The organism is Streptomyces sp. NBC_00557 (assembly GCF_036345995.1).
GTDB lineage: Bacteria > Actinomycetota > Actinomycetes > Streptomycetales > Streptomycetaceae > Streptomyces.
In genome coordinates this window covers 3,134,298-3,152,885 of sequence record NZ_CP107796.1, presented here as the reverse complement: position 1 = coordinate 3,152,885, position 18,588 = coordinate 3,134,298, and the positions used below count along the sequence as shown (strand labels likewise).

20 protein-coding genes are annotated in these 18,588 nt (G+C 72.5%); 11 read left to right on the top strand and 9 right to left on the bottom strand.

The window, feature by feature from the left end:
- Positions 1 to 166 precede the first annotated feature (166 nt).
- From OG956_RS13235 to OG956_RS13210, 6 genes are all read left to right on the top strand, one after another.
- Entirely contained in the window at positions 167 to 1,693 is a 1,527-nt protein-coding gene (locus tag OG956_RS13235) for an ABC transporter ATP-binding protein (RefSeq protein ID WP_330342827.1), read from the top strand.
- Positions 1,690 to 2,817, top strand: coding sequence for an ABC transporter permease (locus OG956_RS13230; RefSeq protein ID WP_330338176.1), 1,128 nt, complete (start codon positions 1,690 to 1,692; stop codon positions 2,815 to 2,817). The genes OG956_RS13235 and OG956_RS13230 overlap by 4 nt, the downstream gene beginning before the upstream one ends.
- Positions 2,817 to 4,103, top strand: a complete 1,287-nt coding sequence (locus OG956_RS13225; protein WP_330338175.1) for an ABC transporter permease — start codon at positions 2,817 to 2,819, stop codon at positions 4,101 to 4,103. Before OG956_RS13230 ends, OG956_RS13225 begins: the two co-directional genes overlap by 1 nt.
- Positions 4,100 to 4,504 (top strand): cytidine deaminase, encoded by a 405-nt coding sequence (locus OG956_RS13220; protein WP_330338174.1) that lies wholly within the window; start codon positions 4,100 to 4,102, stop codon positions 4,502 to 4,504. Before OG956_RS13225 ends, OG956_RS13220 begins: the two co-directional genes overlap by 4 nt.
- A 75-nt stretch (positions 4,505 to 4,579) precedes the next feature.
- Positions 4,580 to 5,863, top strand: a complete 1,284-nt coding sequence (locus OG956_RS13215) for a thymidine phosphorylase (protein ID WP_330338173.1) — start codon at positions 4,580 to 4,582, stop codon at positions 5,861 to 5,863.
- Positions 5,864 to 5,897: 34 nt separating this feature from the next.
- Positions 5,898 to 6,284 carry an STAS domain-containing protein gene (locus OG956_RS13210; RefSeq protein ID WP_330338172.1) on the top strand — a complete coding sequence of 129 codons (387 nt, stop codon included), beginning with the start codon at positions 5,898 to 5,900 and terminating at the stop codon, positions 6,282 to 6,284.
- Here OG956_RS13210 and OG956_RS13205 read toward each other — a convergent pair.
- Positions 6,168 to 7,178 carry a sigma-70 family RNA polymerase sigma factor gene (locus OG956_RS13205; RefSeq protein WP_330338171.1) on the bottom strand — a complete coding sequence of 337 codons (1,011 nt, stop codon included), beginning with the start codon at positions 7,176 to 7,178 and terminating at the stop codon, positions 6,168 to 6,170. The two genes, OG956_RS13210 and OG956_RS13205, sit on opposite strands and share 117 nt — an antisense overlap.
- A gap of 125 nt (positions 7,179 to 7,303) precedes the next feature.
- Positions 7,304 to 8,584, bottom strand: a complete 1,281-nt coding sequence (locus tag OG956_RS13200; protein ID WP_330338170.1) for an MFS transporter — start codon at positions 8,582 to 8,584, stop codon at positions 7,304 to 7,306.
- 63 nt (positions 8,585 to 8,647) lie between these two features.
- Here OG956_RS13200 and OG956_RS13195 point away from each other — a divergent pair, with 63 nt between their 5' ends.
- Positions 8,648 to 9,610: a LysR family transcriptional regulator gene (locus tag OG956_RS13195; protein ID WP_330338169.1), complete on the top strand. Its 963-nt coding sequence runs from the start codon at positions 8,648 to 8,650 to the stop codon at positions 9,608 to 9,610.
- Between the two features lie 18 nt (positions 9,611 to 9,628).
- Here the strand turns inward: OG956_RS13195 and OG956_RS13190 are convergent, their stop codons facing one another.
- Positions 9,629 to 10,390, bottom strand: coding sequence for an alpha/beta hydrolase (locus OG956_RS13190; protein WP_330338168.1), 762 nt, complete (start codon positions 10,388 to 10,390; stop codon positions 9,629 to 9,631).
- Positions 10,391 to 10,534: 144 nt separating this feature from the next.
- On the opposite strand from OG956_RS13190, the gene OG956_RS13185 reads away from it, so the two are divergent.
- Positions 10,535 to 11,722, top strand: a complete 1,188-nt coding sequence (locus OG956_RS13185) for an adenosine deaminase (RefSeq protein WP_330338167.1) — start codon at positions 10,535 to 10,537, stop codon at positions 11,720 to 11,722.
- A gap of 156 nt (positions 11,723 to 11,878) precedes the next feature.
- Positions 11,879 to 12,247, top strand: a complete 369-nt coding sequence (locus tag OG956_RS13180; RefSeq protein WP_330338166.1) for an ATP-binding protein — start codon at positions 11,879 to 11,881, stop codon at positions 12,245 to 12,247.
- A gap of 92 nt (positions 12,248 to 12,339) precedes the next feature.
- Here the strand turns inward: OG956_RS13180 and OG956_RS13175 are convergent, their stop codons facing one another.
- From OG956_RS13175 to afsQ1, 5 genes are all read right to left on the bottom strand, one after another.
- Positions 12,340 to 12,540, bottom strand: a complete 201-nt coding sequence (locus OG956_RS13175) for a PspC domain-containing protein (RefSeq protein ID WP_330338165.1) — start codon at positions 12,538 to 12,540, stop codon at positions 12,340 to 12,342.
- Positions 12,541 to 12,661: 121 nt separating this feature from the next.
- Positions 12,662 to 13,225: a VanZ family protein gene (locus tag OG956_RS13170; protein ID WP_330338164.1), complete on the bottom strand. Its 564-nt coding sequence runs from the start codon at positions 13,223 to 13,225 to the stop codon at positions 12,662 to 12,664.
- Between the two features lie 75 nt (positions 13,226 to 13,300).
- A complete protein-coding gene (locus OG956_RS13165; RefSeq protein WP_330338163.1) occupies positions 13,301 to 13,918 on the bottom strand; it encodes a hypothetical protein in 618 nt (205 codons plus the stop codon).
- A complete protein-coding gene (locus tag OG956_RS13160) occupies positions 13,915 to 15,507 on the bottom strand; it encodes a HAMP domain-containing sensor histidine kinase (protein WP_330338162.1) in 1,593 nt (530 codons plus the stop codon). The genes OG956_RS13165 and OG956_RS13160 overlap by 4 nt, the downstream gene beginning before the upstream one ends.
- Positions 15,504 to 16,181 (bottom strand): two-component system response regulator AfsQ1, encoded by a 678-nt coding sequence (afsQ1, locus tag OG956_RS13155; RefSeq protein ID WP_106980762.1) that lies wholly within the window; start codon positions 16,179 to 16,181, stop codon positions 15,504 to 15,506. Before afsQ1 ends, OG956_RS13160 begins: the two co-directional genes overlap by 4 nt.
- Before the next feature lie 242 nt (positions 16,182 to 16,423).
- On the opposite strand from afsQ1, the gene OG956_RS13150 reads away from it, so the two are divergent.
- On the top strand, positions 16,424 to 17,200 hold the full coding sequence (locus tag OG956_RS13150) for a SigE family RNA polymerase sigma factor (protein ID WP_330338161.1): 777 nt from the start codon (positions 16,424 to 16,426) through the stop codon (positions 17,198 to 17,200).
- Positions 17,201 to 17,326: 126 nt separating this feature from the next.
- Here the strand turns inward: OG956_RS13150 and OG956_RS13145 are convergent, their stop codons facing one another.
- Positions 17,327 to 17,959, bottom strand: coding sequence for a uridine kinase family protein (locus OG956_RS13145; RefSeq protein WP_330338160.1), 633 nt, complete (start codon positions 17,957 to 17,959; stop codon positions 17,327 to 17,329).
- Between the two features lie 128 nt (positions 17,960 to 18,087).
- Between OG956_RS13145 and OG956_RS13140 the strand changes: the two genes are divergently transcribed.
- Positions 18,088 to 18,489, top strand: coding sequence for a hypothetical protein (locus OG956_RS13140; RefSeq protein WP_330338159.1), 402 nt, complete (start codon positions 18,088 to 18,090; stop codon positions 18,487 to 18,489).
- The last annotated feature ends 99 nt before the right edge of the window (positions 18,490 to 18,588 follow it).

Sequence of the window (18,588 nt, the reverse complement as noted above, 5' to 3'; positions counted from 1 at the left end):
GGCGGCTTCCTCCAGCCCCCCGCCGAGCCATAACAATGTGTCAACTCTACGCGTGTAGCGTGGAGTTGCCGCGCTAGCGTCGCCGACGCCCGCCACCTCCCCCCGCAGCCCCTTTCCCCGAGGAGAGTGCGCCATCAACGCGTCCAGCCCTCCCGCTGCCGTCGAACTGCGCGGCATCACCAAGCGCTTCCCCGGCGTCGTCGCCAACCGCGACATCGACATCACGGTCCGCACGGGCACCGTCCACGCCCTGTGCGGCGAGAACGGCGCCGGCAAGTCCACCCTCATGAAGATCCTCTACGGCATGCAGCAGCCGGACGAGGGCACCATCACCGTGAACGGCGAACAGGTCGTCTTCCACAACCCCGGCGACGCCATCGCCCGCGGTATCGGCATGGTGCACCAGCACTTCATGCTCGCCGACAACCTCACCGTGCTGGAGAACGTCGTCCTCGGCGCGGAGAAGCTGTACGGCATCGGGAACAGGGCCCGCGCGAAGATCAAGGAGATCTCCGACGCGTACGGCCTGAACGTCCGCCCGGACGTGCTGGTGGAGGAGCTGGGCGTCGCCGACCGCCAGCGCGTGGAGATCCTCAAGGTCCTCTACCGCGGCGCCAAGACCCTCATCCTCGACGAGCCCACCGCCGTGCTCGTGCCGCAGGAGGTGGACGCGCTCTTCGACAACCTGCGCGAGCTGAAGTCCGAGGGCCTCACCGTCATCTTCATCTCCCACAAGCTGGGCGAGGTGCTGTCGGTCGCCGACGAGATCACCGTCATACGGCGCGGTACGACGGTGGGCACGGTCTCGCCCCAGGGCACCACCCCCAAGCAGCTCGCCGAGCTGATGGTCGGCAGCGAACTGCCCACCCCGGAGACCGAGGAGTCCACCGTCACGGACGTCCCCGTGCTCAAGGTCGAGGGGCTGCACCTCGCACAGACCGACCTCGAGGGCATCGAGCGCATCATCCTGGACCAGATCTCCTTCACCATCCACCGGGGCGAGGTCCTGGGCATCGCCGGCGTGGAGGGCAACGGCCAGTCCGAGCTGGTCGAGGCGATCATGGGCATGCGCCAGCCGGACGCCGGCGTCGTCACGCTCGACGGCGCCGACATCTCCCACGCCGCCACCCGCGACCGCCGCGAGGCCGGCATCGGCTACATCCCCGAGGACCGCCACCGCCACGGCCTGCTGCTGGAAGCCCCGCTGTGGGAGAACCGCATCCTCGGCCACGTCACCGAGAAGCCCAACGCGCGCGGCCGGCTCCTCGACATCAAGGCGGCCCGCGCCGACACCGAGCGGATCGTGCGGGCGTACGACGTCCGCACCCCCGGCATCGACGTGACCGCGGCCTCGCTGTCCGGCGGCAACCAGCAGAAGCTGATCGTCGGCCGCGAGATGAGCCACGCCCCCAAGCTGCTCATCGCCGCCCACCCCACCCGGGGCGTGGACGTCGGCGCCCAGGCGGCCATCTGGGACCACATCCGCGAGGCCCGCCGCGAGGGCCTGGCCGTGCTGCTGATCTCCGCGGACCTGGACGAGCTGATCGGGCTCTCCGACACCCTGCGGGTGATGTACCGCGGCCGCCTGGTCGCCGACGCCGACCCCGCCACCATCACCCCCGAAGAGCTGGGCTCCGCCATGACGGGTGCGGCCACCGGCCACCTGGAGCACACAGAGGACGACGAGCGATGAACAAGCTGACCTCACGGATCGACAAGGAGCGGCTGCTCCTCGGGATCGCCGCACCGCTGCTGGCGGTCGTCGCCGGTATCGTCGTCACCGCCCTGGTGATCCTCGCGACGGGCAAGAACCCGGGCCCCGCCTTCAACGACATGGTGACCTACGGCTTCGCGAGCGACAGCCAGGTCTACATCCTGAACAAGGCGACGACGTACTACCTGGCGGGTATCTCCGTGGCCATCGGCTTCCGGATGAACCTGTTCAACATCGGCGTCGACGGCCAGTACCGGCTTGCCGCGTTCTTCGCCGCCGTCCTCGGCGGCGCGCTGACCCTGCCCGGCTGGCTCTCCATCCTGCTGATCCTGCTGGGCGCCATGGCGACCGGCGCCGTGTGGGCCGCCATCGCCGGTGTCCTGAAGGTCACCCGGGGCGTCAGCGAGGTCATCTCGACCATCATGCTGAACGCGATCGCCACCGCGATCATCGGTTACCTGCTCCAGCCCGGGAAGCTGGCCAAGCTCTACCAGGGCGGCACGGTCGTCGCCACCAAGCCGCTCCCGTCGGCCTCGCACTTCTTCCTCATCCACACCGGCCCGGCGGGCGACCTCGACGGCTTCATCTTCCTCGCCGCCGCCGTCGGCATCGCGTACTGGTTCGTCCTCGGCCGCACCCGGTTCGGCTTCGACCTGCGCACCGTCGGCCAGTCCGAGAGCGCGGCCGCCGCGAGCGGTGTGTCGGTGAAGAAGATGGTCGCCACCAGCATGGTCATCTCGGGCGCGGTGGCCGGTCTGATCGGCATGCCGACCCTGCTCAACGAGAGCTACCAGTACAGCAACGACTTCCCGACGGGCATCGGCTTCACCGGCATCGCCATCGCGCTGCTCGGCCGCAACCACCCGATCGGCATCGCGCTCGGCGCTCTGCTCTGGGGCTTTCTGGAGCGCACCACCAACCACCTGGAGTTCCAGGGCTACGACAAGGAGATCCTCGGCGTCATCCAGGGCGTGATCGTCCTGTGCGTCGTGATCGCCTACGAGGTCGTACGGCGCTACGGCCTCAAGCGCCAGCAGCAGAAGGTCGGCGCCGAACTCGCGGCCCAGGCCGCCGCCCCGACGAAGAAGCAGGAGGTGGCGTGATGACTGCCACGATGACCGACGCGCCGCCGCCCGCGGCGCCCAAGGCGGCGGGCGCGCCGCAGCGCTCGGGCCGCTCCTTCGGCCAGCTCCTCCTCCTCGTCGCGGGGGCGCTGCTGCTCCTGGCCGCCGTCCGCCTGATCACCGGCTCGAACCAGCTCGACTCCGCCGGCCAGGTCGGCGCCGCGCTCGGCCTCGCCGTGCCGATCGGCCTCGCCGGCCTCGCCGGCCTGTGGTCCGAGCGGTCCGGCGTGGTCAACATCGGCCTCGAGGGCATGATGATCCTCGGCACCTTCGGTGCCGGCTGGGTCGGCTGGCAGTCCAGCCCCTGGCTCGGCCTGCTGTGCGGCATCGGCTTCGGTGTCCTCGGCGGCCTGGTGCACGCCGTCGCCACCGTCACCTTCGGCGTCGACCACATCGTGTCCGGTGTCGCGATCAACCTGCTCGCGCTCGGCGCCACCCAGTACCTCGCCAAGCTCTTCTTCACCGACGGCGCGGCGGCGAACGCCGGCGGCAACCCCAAGCAGTCCCCGCCCGTGGACTCGCTGCCGCAGGTCACCGTGCCCGGTCTGTCCGACGGCCTCGCCTCGGTCGAGAAGCACCACTGGTTCCTGGTCTCCGACCTCGCCGGCATCATCGGCGGTCTGATCACCAACCTGTCCGTGATCACGATCCTGGCCGCGGTGCTGTTCGTCGGCAGCTGGTGGCTGCTGTGGCGCACCCCGTTCGGTCTGCGGCTGCGGTCCTGCGGCGAGAACCCGGTCGCCGCCGAGTCGCTCGGCGTCAACGTCTACACCTACAAGTACGTCGCCGTCGCCGTCTCCGGCGGCCTCGCCGGGCTCGGCGGCGCCTTCCTGGCGCTGGTCACCTCGCACACCTACCTCGAGGGCCAGACCGGCGGCCGCGGCTACATCGGCCTCGCGGCGATGATCTTCGGCAACTGGCGTCCGGGCGGCCTCGCGATGGGCGCGGGCCTGTTCGGCTACTCCGACGCCCTGCAGCTGCGCAACGGCGGCACGACCGTGCACGCGCTGCTGCTCCTGCTGGTCATCCTGCTGGTCGCCCTGGCAGGCTGGAAGCTGTACCGCAGGACCCTGTGGCAGGGCGGGATCAGCCTCCTGGTCGCCGCGCTGGTGCTGGTCTGGTACCTGGTCACCGACGAGGTCCCGAGCGACTTCGTGGGCGCCACCCCGTACGTCGTCACCCTGCTGGTGCTGTCCCTGTCGGCGCAGCGCCTGCGGATGCCGAAGGCGGACGGCATGCGCTACCGGAAGGGCCAGGGCAAATGACCCGGGACACGGCCGACTTCGACTGGGAGGCGCTGCGGGCGGTGGCGCGCGAGGCGATGGCCCACGCGTACGCCCCCTACTCCGGCTTCCCGGTCGGCGTGGCGGCCCGGGTCGACGACGGCCGCACCGTCACCGGCTGCAACGTGGAGAACGCCTCCTACGGCATCGGCCTGTGCGCCGAGTGCGGCCTGGTCTCCGACCTGCAGCGCACCGGCGGCGGCCGGCTCACGCACTTCACCTGCGTGGACGGCACCGGCGGCCTGCTCGTGCCGTGCGGCCGCTGCCGCCAGCTGCTGTACGAGTTCGGCGGCCCGGACCTCCTGCTGGACACCCCCCAGGGCGTCCTGCCGCTGTCGGAGATGCTTCCCCAGGCCTTCGGGCCCGGGCACCTCTCCTCGTAACTCCCGTACGGCCCCCCTGCCCCGCTCGCAGGGGGGCCGCACACTTCGCACCTCCCGGAAGGAACCACACCCGCCATGGCCATGGACGCCATCTCCGTCATCCGCACCAAGCGGGACCGCGGCGAGCTGACCGACGAGCAGATCGACTGGGTCATCGACGCGTACACCCGCGGCGAGGTCGCCGACGAGCAGATGTCCGCGCTCGCCATGGCGATCCTGCTCAACGGCATGAACCGCCGCGAGATCGCCCGCTGGACCGCGGCCATGATCGCCTCCGGCGAGCGCATGGACTTCTCCTCGCTGTCCCGCCCGACCGCCGACAAGCACTCCACCGGCGGCGTCGGCGACAAGATCACGCTGCCCCTGGCGCCGCTCGTGGCCGCGTGCGGCGCCGCCGTCCCGCAGCTGTCGGGCCGGGGCCTCGGCCACACCGGCGGCACCCTGGACAAGCTGGAGTCGATCCCCGGCTGGCGGGCGCTGCTCTCCAACGAGGAGATGCTGTCCGTGCTGGAGGACACCGGCGCGGTGATCTGCGCGGCGGGCGACGGCCTGGCCCCGGCGGACAAGAAGCTGTACGCGCTGCGGGACGTGACGGGCACCGTCGAGGCGATCCCGCTCATCGCCTCCTCGATCATGTCGAAGAAGATCGCCGAGGGCACCGGTTCGCTGGTGCTGGACGTGAAGGTGGGCAGCGGCGCCTTCATGAAGACGCTGGACGACGCCCGTGAACTGGCCACCACCATGGTCGGCCTCGGCACCGACCACGGCGTGAAGACCGTCGCCCTCCTCACCGACATGTCCACCCCGCTCGGCCTGACGGCGGGCAACGCCCTGGAGGTCCGCGAGTCGGTGGAGGTCCTGGCGGGCGGCGGCCCGGCGGACGTCGTGGAGCTGACGCTCGCCCTGGCCCGCGAAATGCTGGACGCGGCCGGGCTGAAGGACGCCGACCCGGCGAAGGCGCTGGCCGACGGCTCGGCGATGGACGTCTGGCGCCGGATGATCGCCGCGCAGGGCGGCGACCCGGACGCGCCGCTGCCCACGTCGAAGGAGCAGCACGTGATCAAGGCCCCGGCCTCGGGCGTGCTGACCCGCCTGGACGCCTACGACATCGGCATCGCCGCCTGGCGCCTGGGCGCCGGCCGCGCCCGCAAGGAGGACCCGGTGCAGGCCGCGGCGGGCGTCGAGATGCACGCCAAGCCGGGCGACTCGGTGACCGAGGGCCAGCCCCTGCTGACGCTGCACACCGACACCCCGGAGCGCTTCGCGTACGCCCTCGAGGCCGTGCAGGGGTCCTACGACATCGCGGCCCCGGGCACCGGCTTCACCCCGTCGCCGGTGGTCCTGGAACGCATCGCCTGACCGGGCACGCGCCCCGAAGGCCCCGGCGGCGCCGATGAGTTCCGCCCGGCCCGCCGGTCTACCGCACGTGAACGCCGAGGAACCCGCCGTGCTCGTGCTGGCCGGCCCCGTCACCCGGGAGGAGGTGGCGGGGCTGTGCGAGCGGGTGCGGCTGCTGCTCGCGCGCGGCCGGAGCCGGGTCGTCGTGTGCGACGTGGGCGGGCTCGGGCCGCCGGGACTGGCCGTCGTGGACCTGCTGGCCCGGCTGGAGCTGGCCGCCCGCCGGGCCGGCGGGCGGATCCGGCTGCGGGACCCCGGCCCCGCCCTAGCCGCCCTTCTCGACCTCGTCGGACTCCGCTTCCAGATGGAGCGGCAGCCCGAACAGCGGGAACCAGCGCTTGGTGTCGAGGAAGCAGTGGAAACCGGTGATCCGGCCGTCTGACAGCTCCAGCACCTGTACGGCCCACGGGCTGAAGCCGCCCCGCTCCGGGTCCGGCTTGTAGTGCGCGAACCCCGGCAGGCCGTTGACCTGCACCGGCAGCAGCCGCGAGCCGGCGCAGGAGGCGCCCAGGGTGGTCATGAACCCGGTGATGTCGGCCGGGCCGCGCAGCCACAGGTCGAACGGCGGCATCGTCATGACGGCGTCCTCGTGCAGCAGCGCGGTCAGCGCCGTCATGTCGTACCCCTCGAAGGCCTGGACATAGCGCTCGAGGAGTTTCTGCTGCTCCTCGTCGAGCGGGTCGGACACCGCGCCCTGGGGGCCCGCATCGCGCTCGGCGAGGGTGGCCCGCGCCCGCTGCAGCGCGCTGTTGACCGAGGCCACCGAGGTGCCCAGCAGCTCGGCGACCTCGCTCGCCTTCCACGCCAGCACCTCGCGCAGGATCAGCACCGCCCGCTGCTTGGGCGGCAGTTGCTGCAGCGCCGCCATGAACGCCAGCCGGATCGACTCCTTCGCCACGGCCGCCTCCGCCGGGTCGTCGACCGTCGGCAGCACCCGCGCGTCCGGTACCGGCTCCAGCCAGGTGTTGTCCGGGCGGGGGGCCAGCGCCGCCTGGGCCAGCGGGGTCGACTCGGTCAGGTCCATCGGCCGCGCCCGCTTGTTGCCCGCCGTCAGCATGTCCAGGCACACGTTCGTCGCGATCCGGTACAGCCACGAGCGGAGGCTGGAGCGGCCCTCGAACGTGTCGTAGCTCCGCCAGGCCCGCACCAGGGTGTCCTGCACCGCGTCCTCGGCCTCGAAGGAGGAGCCGAGCATCCGGTAGCAGTAACCGGTCAGCTCGGTCCGGTGCTTCTCCAGTGCGACGTCGAGGTCCGCCGCCGCCGTGCCGTTTCCCATCGTCCACCCACCCCTGCGGCCGTCCCTGCGGCGCCTCTTCGCGCCCCAGCACTTGGAAGCTACCGCAGGGCACTGACAATGGCCCCCCGAGTCGGGAAACGTGCAGGTGAGAGCGGGGGCGCGGCTCAGTGCGCGTGCGCGGCGACCGTGCGCCGGGCCGCCACCGAGCCGAGCACCGTGATCGTCACGACCCCCACGACCGCCAGCAGGCCGACCCCGACCGTGCCGGCCCAGCCCGCCGCCCGGAACGCCGTCGCGCCGACCGTGCTGCCGGCGCTGGAGCCGACGTAGTACATCGACTGGTACAGCGCCGAGGCCTGCGCGCGGCCCCGGGTGGCCGTCTTGCTGACCGCCGACGACGCCACCGCGTGGCCCGCGAAGAAGCCCGCCGTGATCAGCACCAGGCCCAGCAGGACCAGCGGCAGCGACGGGGCCAGGGACAGCAGCAGGCCCGCCGCCGTCGTACCGCCCGCCAGGTACAGCGCGCCCCGGCGGCCGAGCCGGCCCACCAGCCGGCCCGCCGTGGACGCCGACACCGTGCCCACCAGGTAGACCAGGAAGATCGAGCCGATGACGCCCTGCGGCAGACCGAACGGCTCGCCCGTCAGCCGGTAGCCGATCACCGTGTACACACCGCCGAACACCGTCATGAACAGCGCGCCGATCGCGTACAGCCGCCGCAGCAGCGGGTCGGCGAGGTGATCGCGGACCGTGCCGAGCAGCACGCGGGGCCGCAGCGAGCCCGCCGTGAAGTGCCGCGGCGCCGGCAGCAGCAGCCGGAAGGCGACCGCGCAGGCCACTGCGACCACGCCGATCACGCCGACCGCGGCCCGCCAGCCCCACTCCTGGGCCACCCAGCCGGTGATCACCCGGCCGCTCATGCCGCCGACGCTGTTGCCTGCGACGAACAGGCCGATCGCCGTCACCAGCGCCTTCGGCCGCACCTCCTCGGCCAGATAGGCCTGCGCCGAGGCCGGCAGCCCGGCCAGCGCCGCGCCCTGCACCGCCCGCAGCACCACCAGCACGCCGAGCGACGGCGCGAACGGCACCAGCAGCCCGACGCCCACCGCGACGGCCAGCGAGGCCGTCATCACCGTACGGCGGCCGAAGCGCTCCGACAGGGCGCTCATCGGCAGCACGAACAGGGCGAGCCCGCCGGTGGCGGCCGCCACGGTCCAGCTCGCCTCGCTCGCCGCGACCCCGAACTCCCCGGAGATCAGCGGGAGCAGGGCCTGCGTGGAGTACAGCAGGGCGAAGGTCGCGACTCCGGCGAGGAAGAGGGCGAGGCTCATCCGGCGGTAGCCGGGCCCGCCCGGAGTCATACGGGAGTCGGCGGCGGGGTCGGCGGCGGTGACGGACGTGACGGCGTCCACGCTGGTGGACGCCCCGGTACTGGCGGGAGTCATGACTCGACCGTAGGTACGGCCGGTCTCATCCGTCCAATGCATGGATTCGCCATAATCGTTCCCATGGCGCATCAGCGAAGCTCACAGACTCGCCTGTCACCGAACAGTGACACAGAAGACATGTCCGGGATGGCGCGGGTGCTGGCGCCGCGCCTCGCGTACTTCGCCGGAGTGGCCCGCACCGAGCACGTCACCCGGGCCGCCCTGGAGATGAACGTCCCCCAGTCCACCCTCTCCCGCGCGATGGCCCGCCTGGAGCAGGACCTGGGCGTCGACCTGTTCGCCCGGCACGGCCGCACGGTCTCCCTGACCCCGGCCGGCCGCACCTTCCTCACCTCCGTCGAACGCGCCCTCGCCGAGATCGAGCGGGCCGCCGAGGAGGTGCGCGCCGACGCCGACCCGGCCAGCGGCAAGGTCGCCTTCGGCTTCCTGCACACCATGGGCGCCGAGACCGTCCCCGGCCTGCTGCACGCCTTCCGCGAGGACCACCCGCGCGTCCGCTTCAGCCTGGTCCAGAACTACGGCGAGGCGATGCTGGAGCGGCTGCGGGCGGGGGAGCTGGACCTCTGCCTGACCTCCCCGGTGCCGGACGCCCCGGACCTGGTCGCCCGCCGCCTGGACGAGCAGAAACTCCGCCTGGTCGTGCCCGCCGACCACCGCCTGGCCGCCCGGCGCCGCGTCCGCCTCGCGGAGGCGGCCGAGGAGACCTTCGTCACCCTGGAACCCGGCTACGGCCTGCGCCGCATCTTCGACTCCCTGTGCCGCGAGGCCGGCTTCCGCCCCAGGGTCGCCTTCGAGGGAGAGGAGGCGGAAACCCTGAGGGGTCTGGTCGCGGCGGGCCTGGGAGTCGCCCTCCTGCCCCCGCCGACGGTTCCGCGGCCGGGGGTCGTGGAACTCACCGTCACGGCCCCCAGGGCGGTCCGCGAGATCGGCGTCGCCTGGCTCGCCGACCGCCCGGACACCCCGCCGGTGGCGGCCTTCAAGAAGTTCCTGCTGTCGAGGAGGGGCAACCTGCTGCCGGCATGAGGCGGGCCGCTTCGGGCCCTACCGCTTCAGCGACTTCCCGAACCCCGCGGCGAGCGGCATCCGCAGACCGATCGGCGGCGGAGCCGCCAGCGCGTCCTCGACGGGCCGGGACACGGAGTGCCCGAACAGCGCCCCCATCACGAAATCGACGGCCAGGCAGGCGACCTCGTCCCGGTGCCCGTACAACCCGTGTCCGTCGGAGTGCACTTCGAACCGGCACACCTCCCGGTTCGCCTTCTTCGCCCGCGCGGCGAACCGGAACGACAGCTCGGGATCGGTCCGCTGGTCGTTCGTGCCGTGCACGATCAGCACCCGCCGCCCCGCGAGCTGCCGCACCGGCTCGGCGGGCGCGGCCACGTCCTCCTCCGGCAGCCAGGGGGCGATCGCCACCACCGAGTTGACGGCCTCGTGCCCGCCGGCCCGCAGCGCCGCCCGGCCGCCCATGTCCACCCCGACCAGGCACACCGGGACATCGCCGTAGCGCCGTACGACCTCGTCGGCCGCCCACTCGGCGTCCGCCGCCGGATGCGCCTCGCTGCCGTTCCAGCCCCGGTACCGGTACTGGACGGGATGGACGGCCAGCCCCTCCGTCCGGCCCGCGCGGGCGAGCCTGCGGCCCAGGGAGCGCAGGGCGAGCGCCGTCCGCACGGGGGACGGCCTGCGGGCGGAGACCTCCTCGCCGCCGGGGAGCAGCAGCACCGCTCCGCTCACCGCCGTCGGCACCGGTCCGACCGCCTTCCCCAGCCCGGCCGTTCGGACCGGCGTCGCTTGCTGTCCCATGACAGAACAGTGTCAGAAGAGGCGGTGTACGAAACCCGTACTCGCGGTCACCGTTGCGTATCGACGGGAAAGCGCCGGAAAGCGCTGTGAAAGAGCTGCCGCGTTCACCGCGTCCTCTACGCGCGTAGGCGTTACAGTGCGGAGATGACGAGCCAGACCGCACCGACCGGGACCCAGCCGGCGACCGTCCCGGCGCACGTGCCGACGCCGGACCAGATCCGCCGGGCGCCCAAGGTTCTGCTGCACGATCACCTCGACGGCGGGCTCCGCCCGGGAACCGTCGTCGAACTCGCCCAGGAGACCGGCTACTCCGGCCTGCCGGAGACCGACCCCGACAAGCTGGGCATCTGGTTCCGGGAGGCCGCCGACTCCGGCTCGCTGGAACGGTATCTGGAGACCTTCCGGCACACCGTCGGCGTGATGCAGACCCGGGACGCGCTCGTCCGGGTCGCCCGCGAGTGCGCCGAGGACCTCGCCGAGGACGGGGTCGTCTACGCCGAGGTGCGCTACGCCCCCGAGCAGCACCTCGAGGAGGGGCTCGGCCTCGAAGAGGTCGTCGAGGCCGTCAACGAGGGGTTCCGGCAGGGCGAGCGGCTGGCCAGGGAGAACGGGCACCGGATCCGCGTGGGCGCCCTGCTGACCGCCATGCGGCACGCGGCCCGCTCCCTGGAGATCGCCGAACTCGCCAACCGCTACCGGGACTCGGGCGTCGTCGGCTTCGACATCGCCGGCGCGGAGGCGGGCCATCCGCCCACCCGGCACCTGGACGCCTTCGAGTACCTCAAGCGGGAGAACAACCACTTCACCATCCACGCCGGCGAGGCCTTCGGGCTGCCGTCCATCTGGCAGGCGCTGCAGTGGTGCGGCGCCGACCGGCTGGGGCACGGGGTGCGGATCATCGACGACATCGAGGTCCACGAGGACGGTTCCGTCTCGCTCGGGCGGCTGGCGTCGTACGTCCGCGACAAGCGGATCCCGCTGGAGCTGTGCCCCAGCTCCAACCTGCAGACGGGCGCGGCGCCCTCCTACGCCGAGCACCCCATCGGGCTGCTGCGCCGGCTGCACTTCCGGGCCACGGTGAACACCGACAACCGGCTGATGTCGCACACGACCATGAGCCAGGAATTCGAGCACCTCGTCGAGGCGTTCGGTTACACACTCGACGACATGCAGTGGTTCTCCGTCAATGCGATGAAATCAGCGTTCATTCCTTTCGATGAACGACTCGCGATGATCAATGACGTCATCAAGCCCGGATATGCGGAACTGAAATCCGAATGGCTGTTCCAGCAGACGGCCTCGACCAGCGGTTCTGTCGGCCCGAAAGGCTAGTGACGCCTGGGATCCGAGCACGGAATGCGGACGCGCTTTCACAAGGCGTCCGCATTTCGGTGTTTGCGGGGGGCGGGTCGGCATGTTTACGGTCGTGGACCGCTCGGATCGTTTGTGATCTCCGTCTCCGCATTCAAGTTCAAGGACGCATTCACCATGAAGCAGTCTGCTGCCAAGACCCTCGGTGTCGCCGCTCTCGGCGCCGCCTTCGCCGCCGTCGGCGCGGGCGCGGCCAACGCGGCCCCGGCCGTCCCGGACGCCGGCCAGGCCACGCAGGCCCTGGGCGGCGTCGCCCGGACGCTGCCGGCCGAGAACGTCTCCAGGGCGGTGCCGGGCGCCACCGAGGCCCTCACCCAGGGGCAGGGTGCCGTGGGGTCCGGGCTGGCCGCCGCGCAGCCGGCCGTCAAGAACGTGCTCGCCAAGGGCCCGACCGCGCCGGTCGCCCGGCTGCTCGGCGGACTGCCGCTGCACCACACCGGTCTGCCCACGCACGGCGTGCCGCTGAACGGGCTCCCGCTCGGCTGACACCGCCGGCCGAGGCCGTACGGCCGTACGACGCGCCGCTGGGGCGCCCCGCAGCAGTCCGGGGCGCCCCAGCGGGGTTCGCGCGCGTGTCCTCACCAGGCGGTGCGCGCCTTGTCCTCGGACGGCAGCAGGATCCACAGCGCTATGTAGACCAGGAACTGCGGGCCCGGCAGCAGGCAGGACAGCAGGAAGATCACCCGCATCGTCGTCGCGGAGGTGCCGAAGCGCCGTGCCAGCGCGGCGCAGACGCCGCCGATCATGCGGCCGTGGGTGGGGCGGGCAAGGGCGGACATGGCGACTCCTCCGTGGTCGTCGGCTCGCTCGGGAGCCGGGGCCGGGGCGCCCCGGCGGCGCCCCTCGACTGTCTTCCGACTGATGTCCACGATAGGGAGACGAAGCGGGCGAAGCGTCGCTCTAGGGGGCGATCCCGACCCTGGGAATCGTCGGGGTACGCCCCTGAGGCAGCTCCTCCGGCACGGTGACGGACGGCTCCGCCGGGCCGCCCGGCCGCATCTCGCGGCGGCGCAGCCGGGCGCGGACCGCCGGTACGACGGCCAGGTGGGCCAGCGCCACGCCCACGGTGTTCAGCAGCAGCGAGTCGACGTCCACCACCCTGCCGGGCACACCGGTCTGCAGCAGGGCGATGCCGGTGGAGACCAGGGCGCCTGCCGCGGTCGTACGGACCAGGGAACCGAGCGGGGAGGCGTCGAGCCTGCCGTGGGCCATCGGCAGCAGCACGCCCAGCGGGGCGAGCAGGGCCAGGCCCTCGCCGAGAGGTCTGAGGGCCCGCGGCCAGCCCAGGGCCAGGTCGGCCCGGATACCGGCGAGGGGGTGCACGTTGGCGGGCGCCACCCAGGGGACGTCCAGCGGCCGCAGCATCAGCCAGGCGACGAGGGCGAGGTGGGCGACGAGGAGGACACCCCCCGTCACCCGGACACGGATCGCGGCGCTGCCGCCGATGGAGCCTTGACGCTGCACGAAACCCTAGACGCACCAGCGGCCACAGTCGGTTCCGCGCAGGCGCGGTCCGGGTGCGCGGCCTGCCCGGAGCCGCTACCCGCCCTCGACCTCGCTGGACGGCGGCACCGCGTTGCCCGGACGGTCGCGGACGTCGTCCGTGCAGGCGTAGCGGCGCAGCGCGCCGGTACCGGGGCCGCCCAGGACGACCGAGCCGTCGCCTTCCGTGGCGGCCGAGTCGGACAGGGTGCACACCAGCTGGGCCAGGGCGTAGGAGGTGAGCCGGGACGGGGCCGTGCTCAGGTGCAGGGCGTCCTCCGGCTCCCCGCGGCCGGGGCCGCGCACCGTCACGCCGCCCGGCACGTACGTCGTGTAGCCCGCCGAGCGCTCGGCCGCGGACGGGGACGCGGCGAGCTGGTCCAGCAGGCCCTGGGCCACGATCACCCGGCGGCGCGCGTCCGGGGTGCCCACCGGGACGCGGACCGTCCGGTCGACGGCCACCAGCGACGCCCCGCACAGCAGGAAGACCTGCACGGGCACGCCCTGCGCGGACTGGGTGGCCAGGTCGGGCCCGGCCAGCGTGCACGGCACCCGGGACGGCGCCGCCCCGAAGTCGGTCGGCACCTGGGTGGCGCGGATGCCGCAGCCGGTGAGCAGCAGGCCCAGGAGGGGCAGCGCCAGCAGGCGTCGTGCGGCCGGGCGTCGTACGGTCATGACCCCTCCTTTCCGGGACCGCGGTCGCTGTCGGACGTGTCGTTCCTCGCCGTCTCGCCGGCCTCTTCCGTCAGCCGGGAGGCGTCCCGTGGCAGCCGCAGGGTGAACACCGCTCCGCCGTCGGGCGAGTTGGCGGCGGTGAGCCGGCCGCCGTGGATGCGGGCGTTCTCCATGGCGATGGACAGGCCCAGCCCGCTGCCCTCGGAGCGCGGCCGGGAGGCGCTCGCCTTGTAGAAGCGGTCGAAGACGTGCGGCAGGACGTCCTCGGGGATGCCGGGCCCGTGGTCGCGGACCTGGATCACCAGGTCCTCGTCGGCCACCCGGACCGACACCCGCACCGGCGATCCGCCGTGCTTGAGCGCGTTGCCGATCAGGTTGGCGAGGATGACGTCCAGGCGGCGCGGGTCGAGCCGGGCGTGGATGCCGCGCTCGGCGTCCAGCTCGACCGCGTCCAGCCAGGCGCGGGCGTCGATGCAGGCGGTGATCTGGTCGGCGATGTCGACGTCGTCCAGGACGAGCCGGGCGGTGCCCGCGTCGAAGCGGGTGACCTCCATCAGGTTCTCGACCAGGTCGTTCAGCCGCCGCGTCTCGCTGACCACCAGCCGCACCGCGGGCTCGATCATCGGGTCGATGCCGCCGGACTCGGAGTCCAGCTCCTCCTCCAGCACCTCCGTCACCGCGGTGATGGCGGTCAGCGGAGTCCGCAGCTCATGGCTCATGTCGGCGACGAACCGGCGCGAGGCCTCGTCCCGGGCGGCCATCTCCGCCACCCGCTTCTCCAGCGCCTCGGCCGCGTTGTTGAACGTCCGGGACAGATCGGCCAGTTCGTCGGTCCCCGACACCCGCAGCCGCGTGTCCAGCCTGCCCTCGCCGAGCCGTCGCGCGGCCACCCCCAGCCGGTGCACCGGCTTCAGCACGGTCGTGGCGGCGGCCTGTGCGAGCAGCGCGGCGCCGATCAGCGCGAGACCGGTGGCGATGCCCAGCGACCAGGCCAGCGAGTTGAGGTCCTTCGCCTCCGGCTCCAGCGACTTGGCCATGTAGCCGGTCGGACCGCCGCCGATCACGCGCGTGCCGGCCACCAGATACGGCGTGCCGTGCTGCACCACCCGCTGCCAGTACAGGTGGTACGGCTCCTTGTTGCTGTCGGTGACCTTCTGCCGCTTGTTCACGGCGGCACGCAGCGACCTGGGCACGTCCTCCAGCGAGAAGCCGTTGATCCCGCCCGAGTTGCCGTACACCGGTCTGCCGTCGGCGTCCTGGCCGACCAGGAGCACGCTGAAGTGCTGGCCGCCGGCCGCCATCTGGCCCGCCGCACGCTGGAGTTGGTCCTGCGTGGGGTGCGCGGGCAGGGCGCCCGCGCGGTTCTGCATCTCCTGCCGGAAGTCGTGCAGCACCGCGTCCTGGGCGCGGGTGAGCACCGCCTCCCGGTTCAGCCAGTAGGCGATGCCGGACGCCGACACGGCGGCCGTGAGGGCCACCAGCGCGAAGACGACGACCAGCCGCAGCCGCAGACTGGTGAACCTCAGCCGCGACAGACTTCCCCTGCGCCGCGCGGACCAGCCGCGCAGCCCCCCTTGCGTGTCGGTCACTGAGGCGCGTCCAGGCGGTAGCCGACACCACGGACGGTACGGATCAGGGTCGGGGACGACGGCACGTCCTCGACCTTGGCGCGCAGCCGCTGCACACAGGCGTCCACCAGGCGCGAGTCGCCGAGGTAGTCGTGCTCCCACACCAGCCGCAGCAGCTGCTGCCTCGACAGCGCCTGACCGGGCCGCCGGCTCAGCTCCAGCAGCAGCCTGAGCTCGGTCGGGGTCAGCTGCAGGTCCTCGCCGTTCTTCGTCACGGTCATCGCCGACCGGTCGATGACGAGGTTGCCGAACGTCGCCGAGTCGCTGGACTCGCGCTCCCCGCGCCGCAGCACGGCCCGGATCCGGGCGTCCAGCACCCGGCCCTGCACCGGCTTGACCACGTAGTCGTCGGCGCCGGACTCCAGCCCGACCACCACGTCGATGTCGTCACTGCGCGCGGTCAGCAGGATGATCGGCAGCTGGTCGGTGCGCCGGATACGCCGGCACACCTCGAAACCGTCGATGCCGGGCAGCATCACGTCCAGCACGATCAGGTCGGGCCGCTGCTCGCGCAGCAGCTTCAGACCGTCCTCTCCGCTGGCAGCGGTCGCCACCCGGTGTCCCTGGCGCGTCAGGGAGAGCTCCAGGGCCGTGCGGATGGCGTCGTCGTCCTCGATCAGCAACAGGGAAGGCACGGGCTCATTCTGGCCCATGGACGGCCCGTCGTACGACCCGCGGGCACCGGGTCCTGCCTGCCACCACCCTCTGTGCCCCTCCTGTGACGCGGCCGGGCCGGACCCCTGTGACAGGTCTGTGACAGTCGGCGGACACGGCGATGAAGTCGCCCCGGCAGTCTTTTGGGCACGGGCCGGACGGGGGAACCGCAGCCGGCCCGGCAGGACCGAATCACCGGAAGTACACCGACGGGGAGCGCGAGATGAACACGCTGCACAGCATCAGCACCAGCGCAGTGGTCACGCGTCTGCACGATGTGCACCGGGGATCCGAGAAGTCCGGTGCCGAGGGGGGTCCCTCCCGCGCGAGCGTGTTCGAGCGCGGGGGAGGGCGGGGGTGCGCTCGCGGCACCGGGCGTCAGCCCGCCGGGTTCATGACGGTGGTTGACGCGCACACGGGGGAAGCACACGGGGGAAGCGCGTACAGGGAGGACTCGGGGGAGCAGCGCCGTTCCCTGACGGAGGCGGAGTTCACCGCCTACGTCCAGGAGCGCCGCGCCTCCCTGTACGCCACCGCGTACCACCTGACCGGGGACCGCTTCGAGGCCGAGGACCTGCTGCAGAGCGCGCTGTTCTCGACGTACAAGGCGTGGGAGCGGATCAGCGACAAGGCGGCGGTCGGGGGCTATCTCCGCCGCACCATGACGAACCTGCACATCAGCGCGTGGCGCCGCCGCAAGCTGAACGAGTACCCGACCGAGGAACTGCCGGAGACGGCCTCCGACACGGACGCGATGCGCGGCACCGAGCTGCGCGCGGTCCTGTGGCAGGCGCTGGCCCGGCTGCCCGAGCTCCAGCGCACCATGCTGGTCCTGCGCTACTACGAGGGCCGTACGGACCCGGAGATCGCGGACATCCTCGGCATCAGCGTCGGCACGGTGAAGTCCAGCATCTGGCGGTCGCTCCGCCGGCTGCGCGAGGACGAGGTCCTCAGCTTCGGCCGTGACGAGGAGAACGCCTTCGGCGAACTGGTCGCCTGAAGGCCAGGGGTCACCGGGGGGTGACCCGAGGGGGGAAACGGGGGAAACGGGGGGCTCGGGGGAGCGAGGAGCGGGACTGGAGGGTCGGGGGGACCGTCCAGTCCCGTTTCTGTGTCCGCTCCCGTTTCACGCCACCGTCTGCCGGCGCACCTGCCGCCCCACCGCTGCCGCGAGCCGCCCCAGTGCCTCGTCGCGGTCGCACGGATGGGCGCCCAGCGACACCTGACGGGCGACGATGGACCGCTCCGCGCGCATCAGCCGCCAGCCCCGGCGCAGCAGGAACGGCACCGACTTGCGGCCCTCCTTCAGATCCCGCAGGAACCGCCGGCGGAAGGTGACGACCGGCCCGCGGGTCAGGCACAGCGCGTCCGCCAGCACGCCCCGCTCCCGGCAGCGCTCGACGATCTCCGCGGCGAAGATGCCCTCCGCGATGAACACCGGGGTACGGCCGATGTGCAGCGTCTTCTCGCCGGTACGGGCGCTCAGCGCGATGTCGTACACCGGCACCGGCGTCGAACCGGTCGCGCACAGCCGCGTGATGGCCTCGACCGCGACGTCCGCGTCCCACGACTCCGGGTGGTCCCAGTCGATGTCCGAACTCCCCTCCACCAGGGGCAGAGTCGGGTCGCCGGCCTCCTTGTAGAAGTCGTCCAGACGCAGGACGGGAAGTCCGGAACGGGCGGCGACGAGGGACTTGCCCGAGCCCGAGGGGCCGCACAGCAGCACGACACGGGCGGGAGACGGGGGATGAAGGCTCACGGAACACCAGTTTGTCGTATGGGGAACGGCCTGCCGACCCCGCGGGTCGGCTTTTGAGCGTGACTCCCGCCTCAACTACCCTACGTGCCGACAGCATTACCCTCAGCACCAGAAGGCGGCACCCGGCGATGGCCCGACACACCTCTTCCCAGCATCCCGTCGCACAGCGTGCCCTGATCGCCCTGGCGACCGCCGGAGCGGCCCTGGGCGCGGGCGCGGCGACGGCCCACGCGGACACCGCCCCGGTCCTGGACGTGCCGTGGCGCCCGACCTCCCTCGGGAAGACCGACCCCCAGGCCGGCCTGGCCGCCGCCACCGGCGCCGTCCGCCATGTCACGGGCCCGGTGGCAGGCCTCAAGCCCAACCCGCTGGCGGGCACGGGCGTCGACCCCCTGAACAACGGGATGGGCACCCAGGTGGCCGACTTCAAGCCGGTGGGCTCCCGGATGCTGACGGCCCCGGTGGCGGAGGCGCAGTCGCTGGGTGCGGTGCCGCTGGTGGGGCAGACGCTGGGCGCACTGGGGCACTGAGGCGCCCCGGAAGGGTGCGAAAAGGGGGCGCGGGGAACTGCGCCTCGGCCACGGGCGACCCGTGGCCGGCGAAGCGCCGCAGTTCCCCGCCCGGACCCC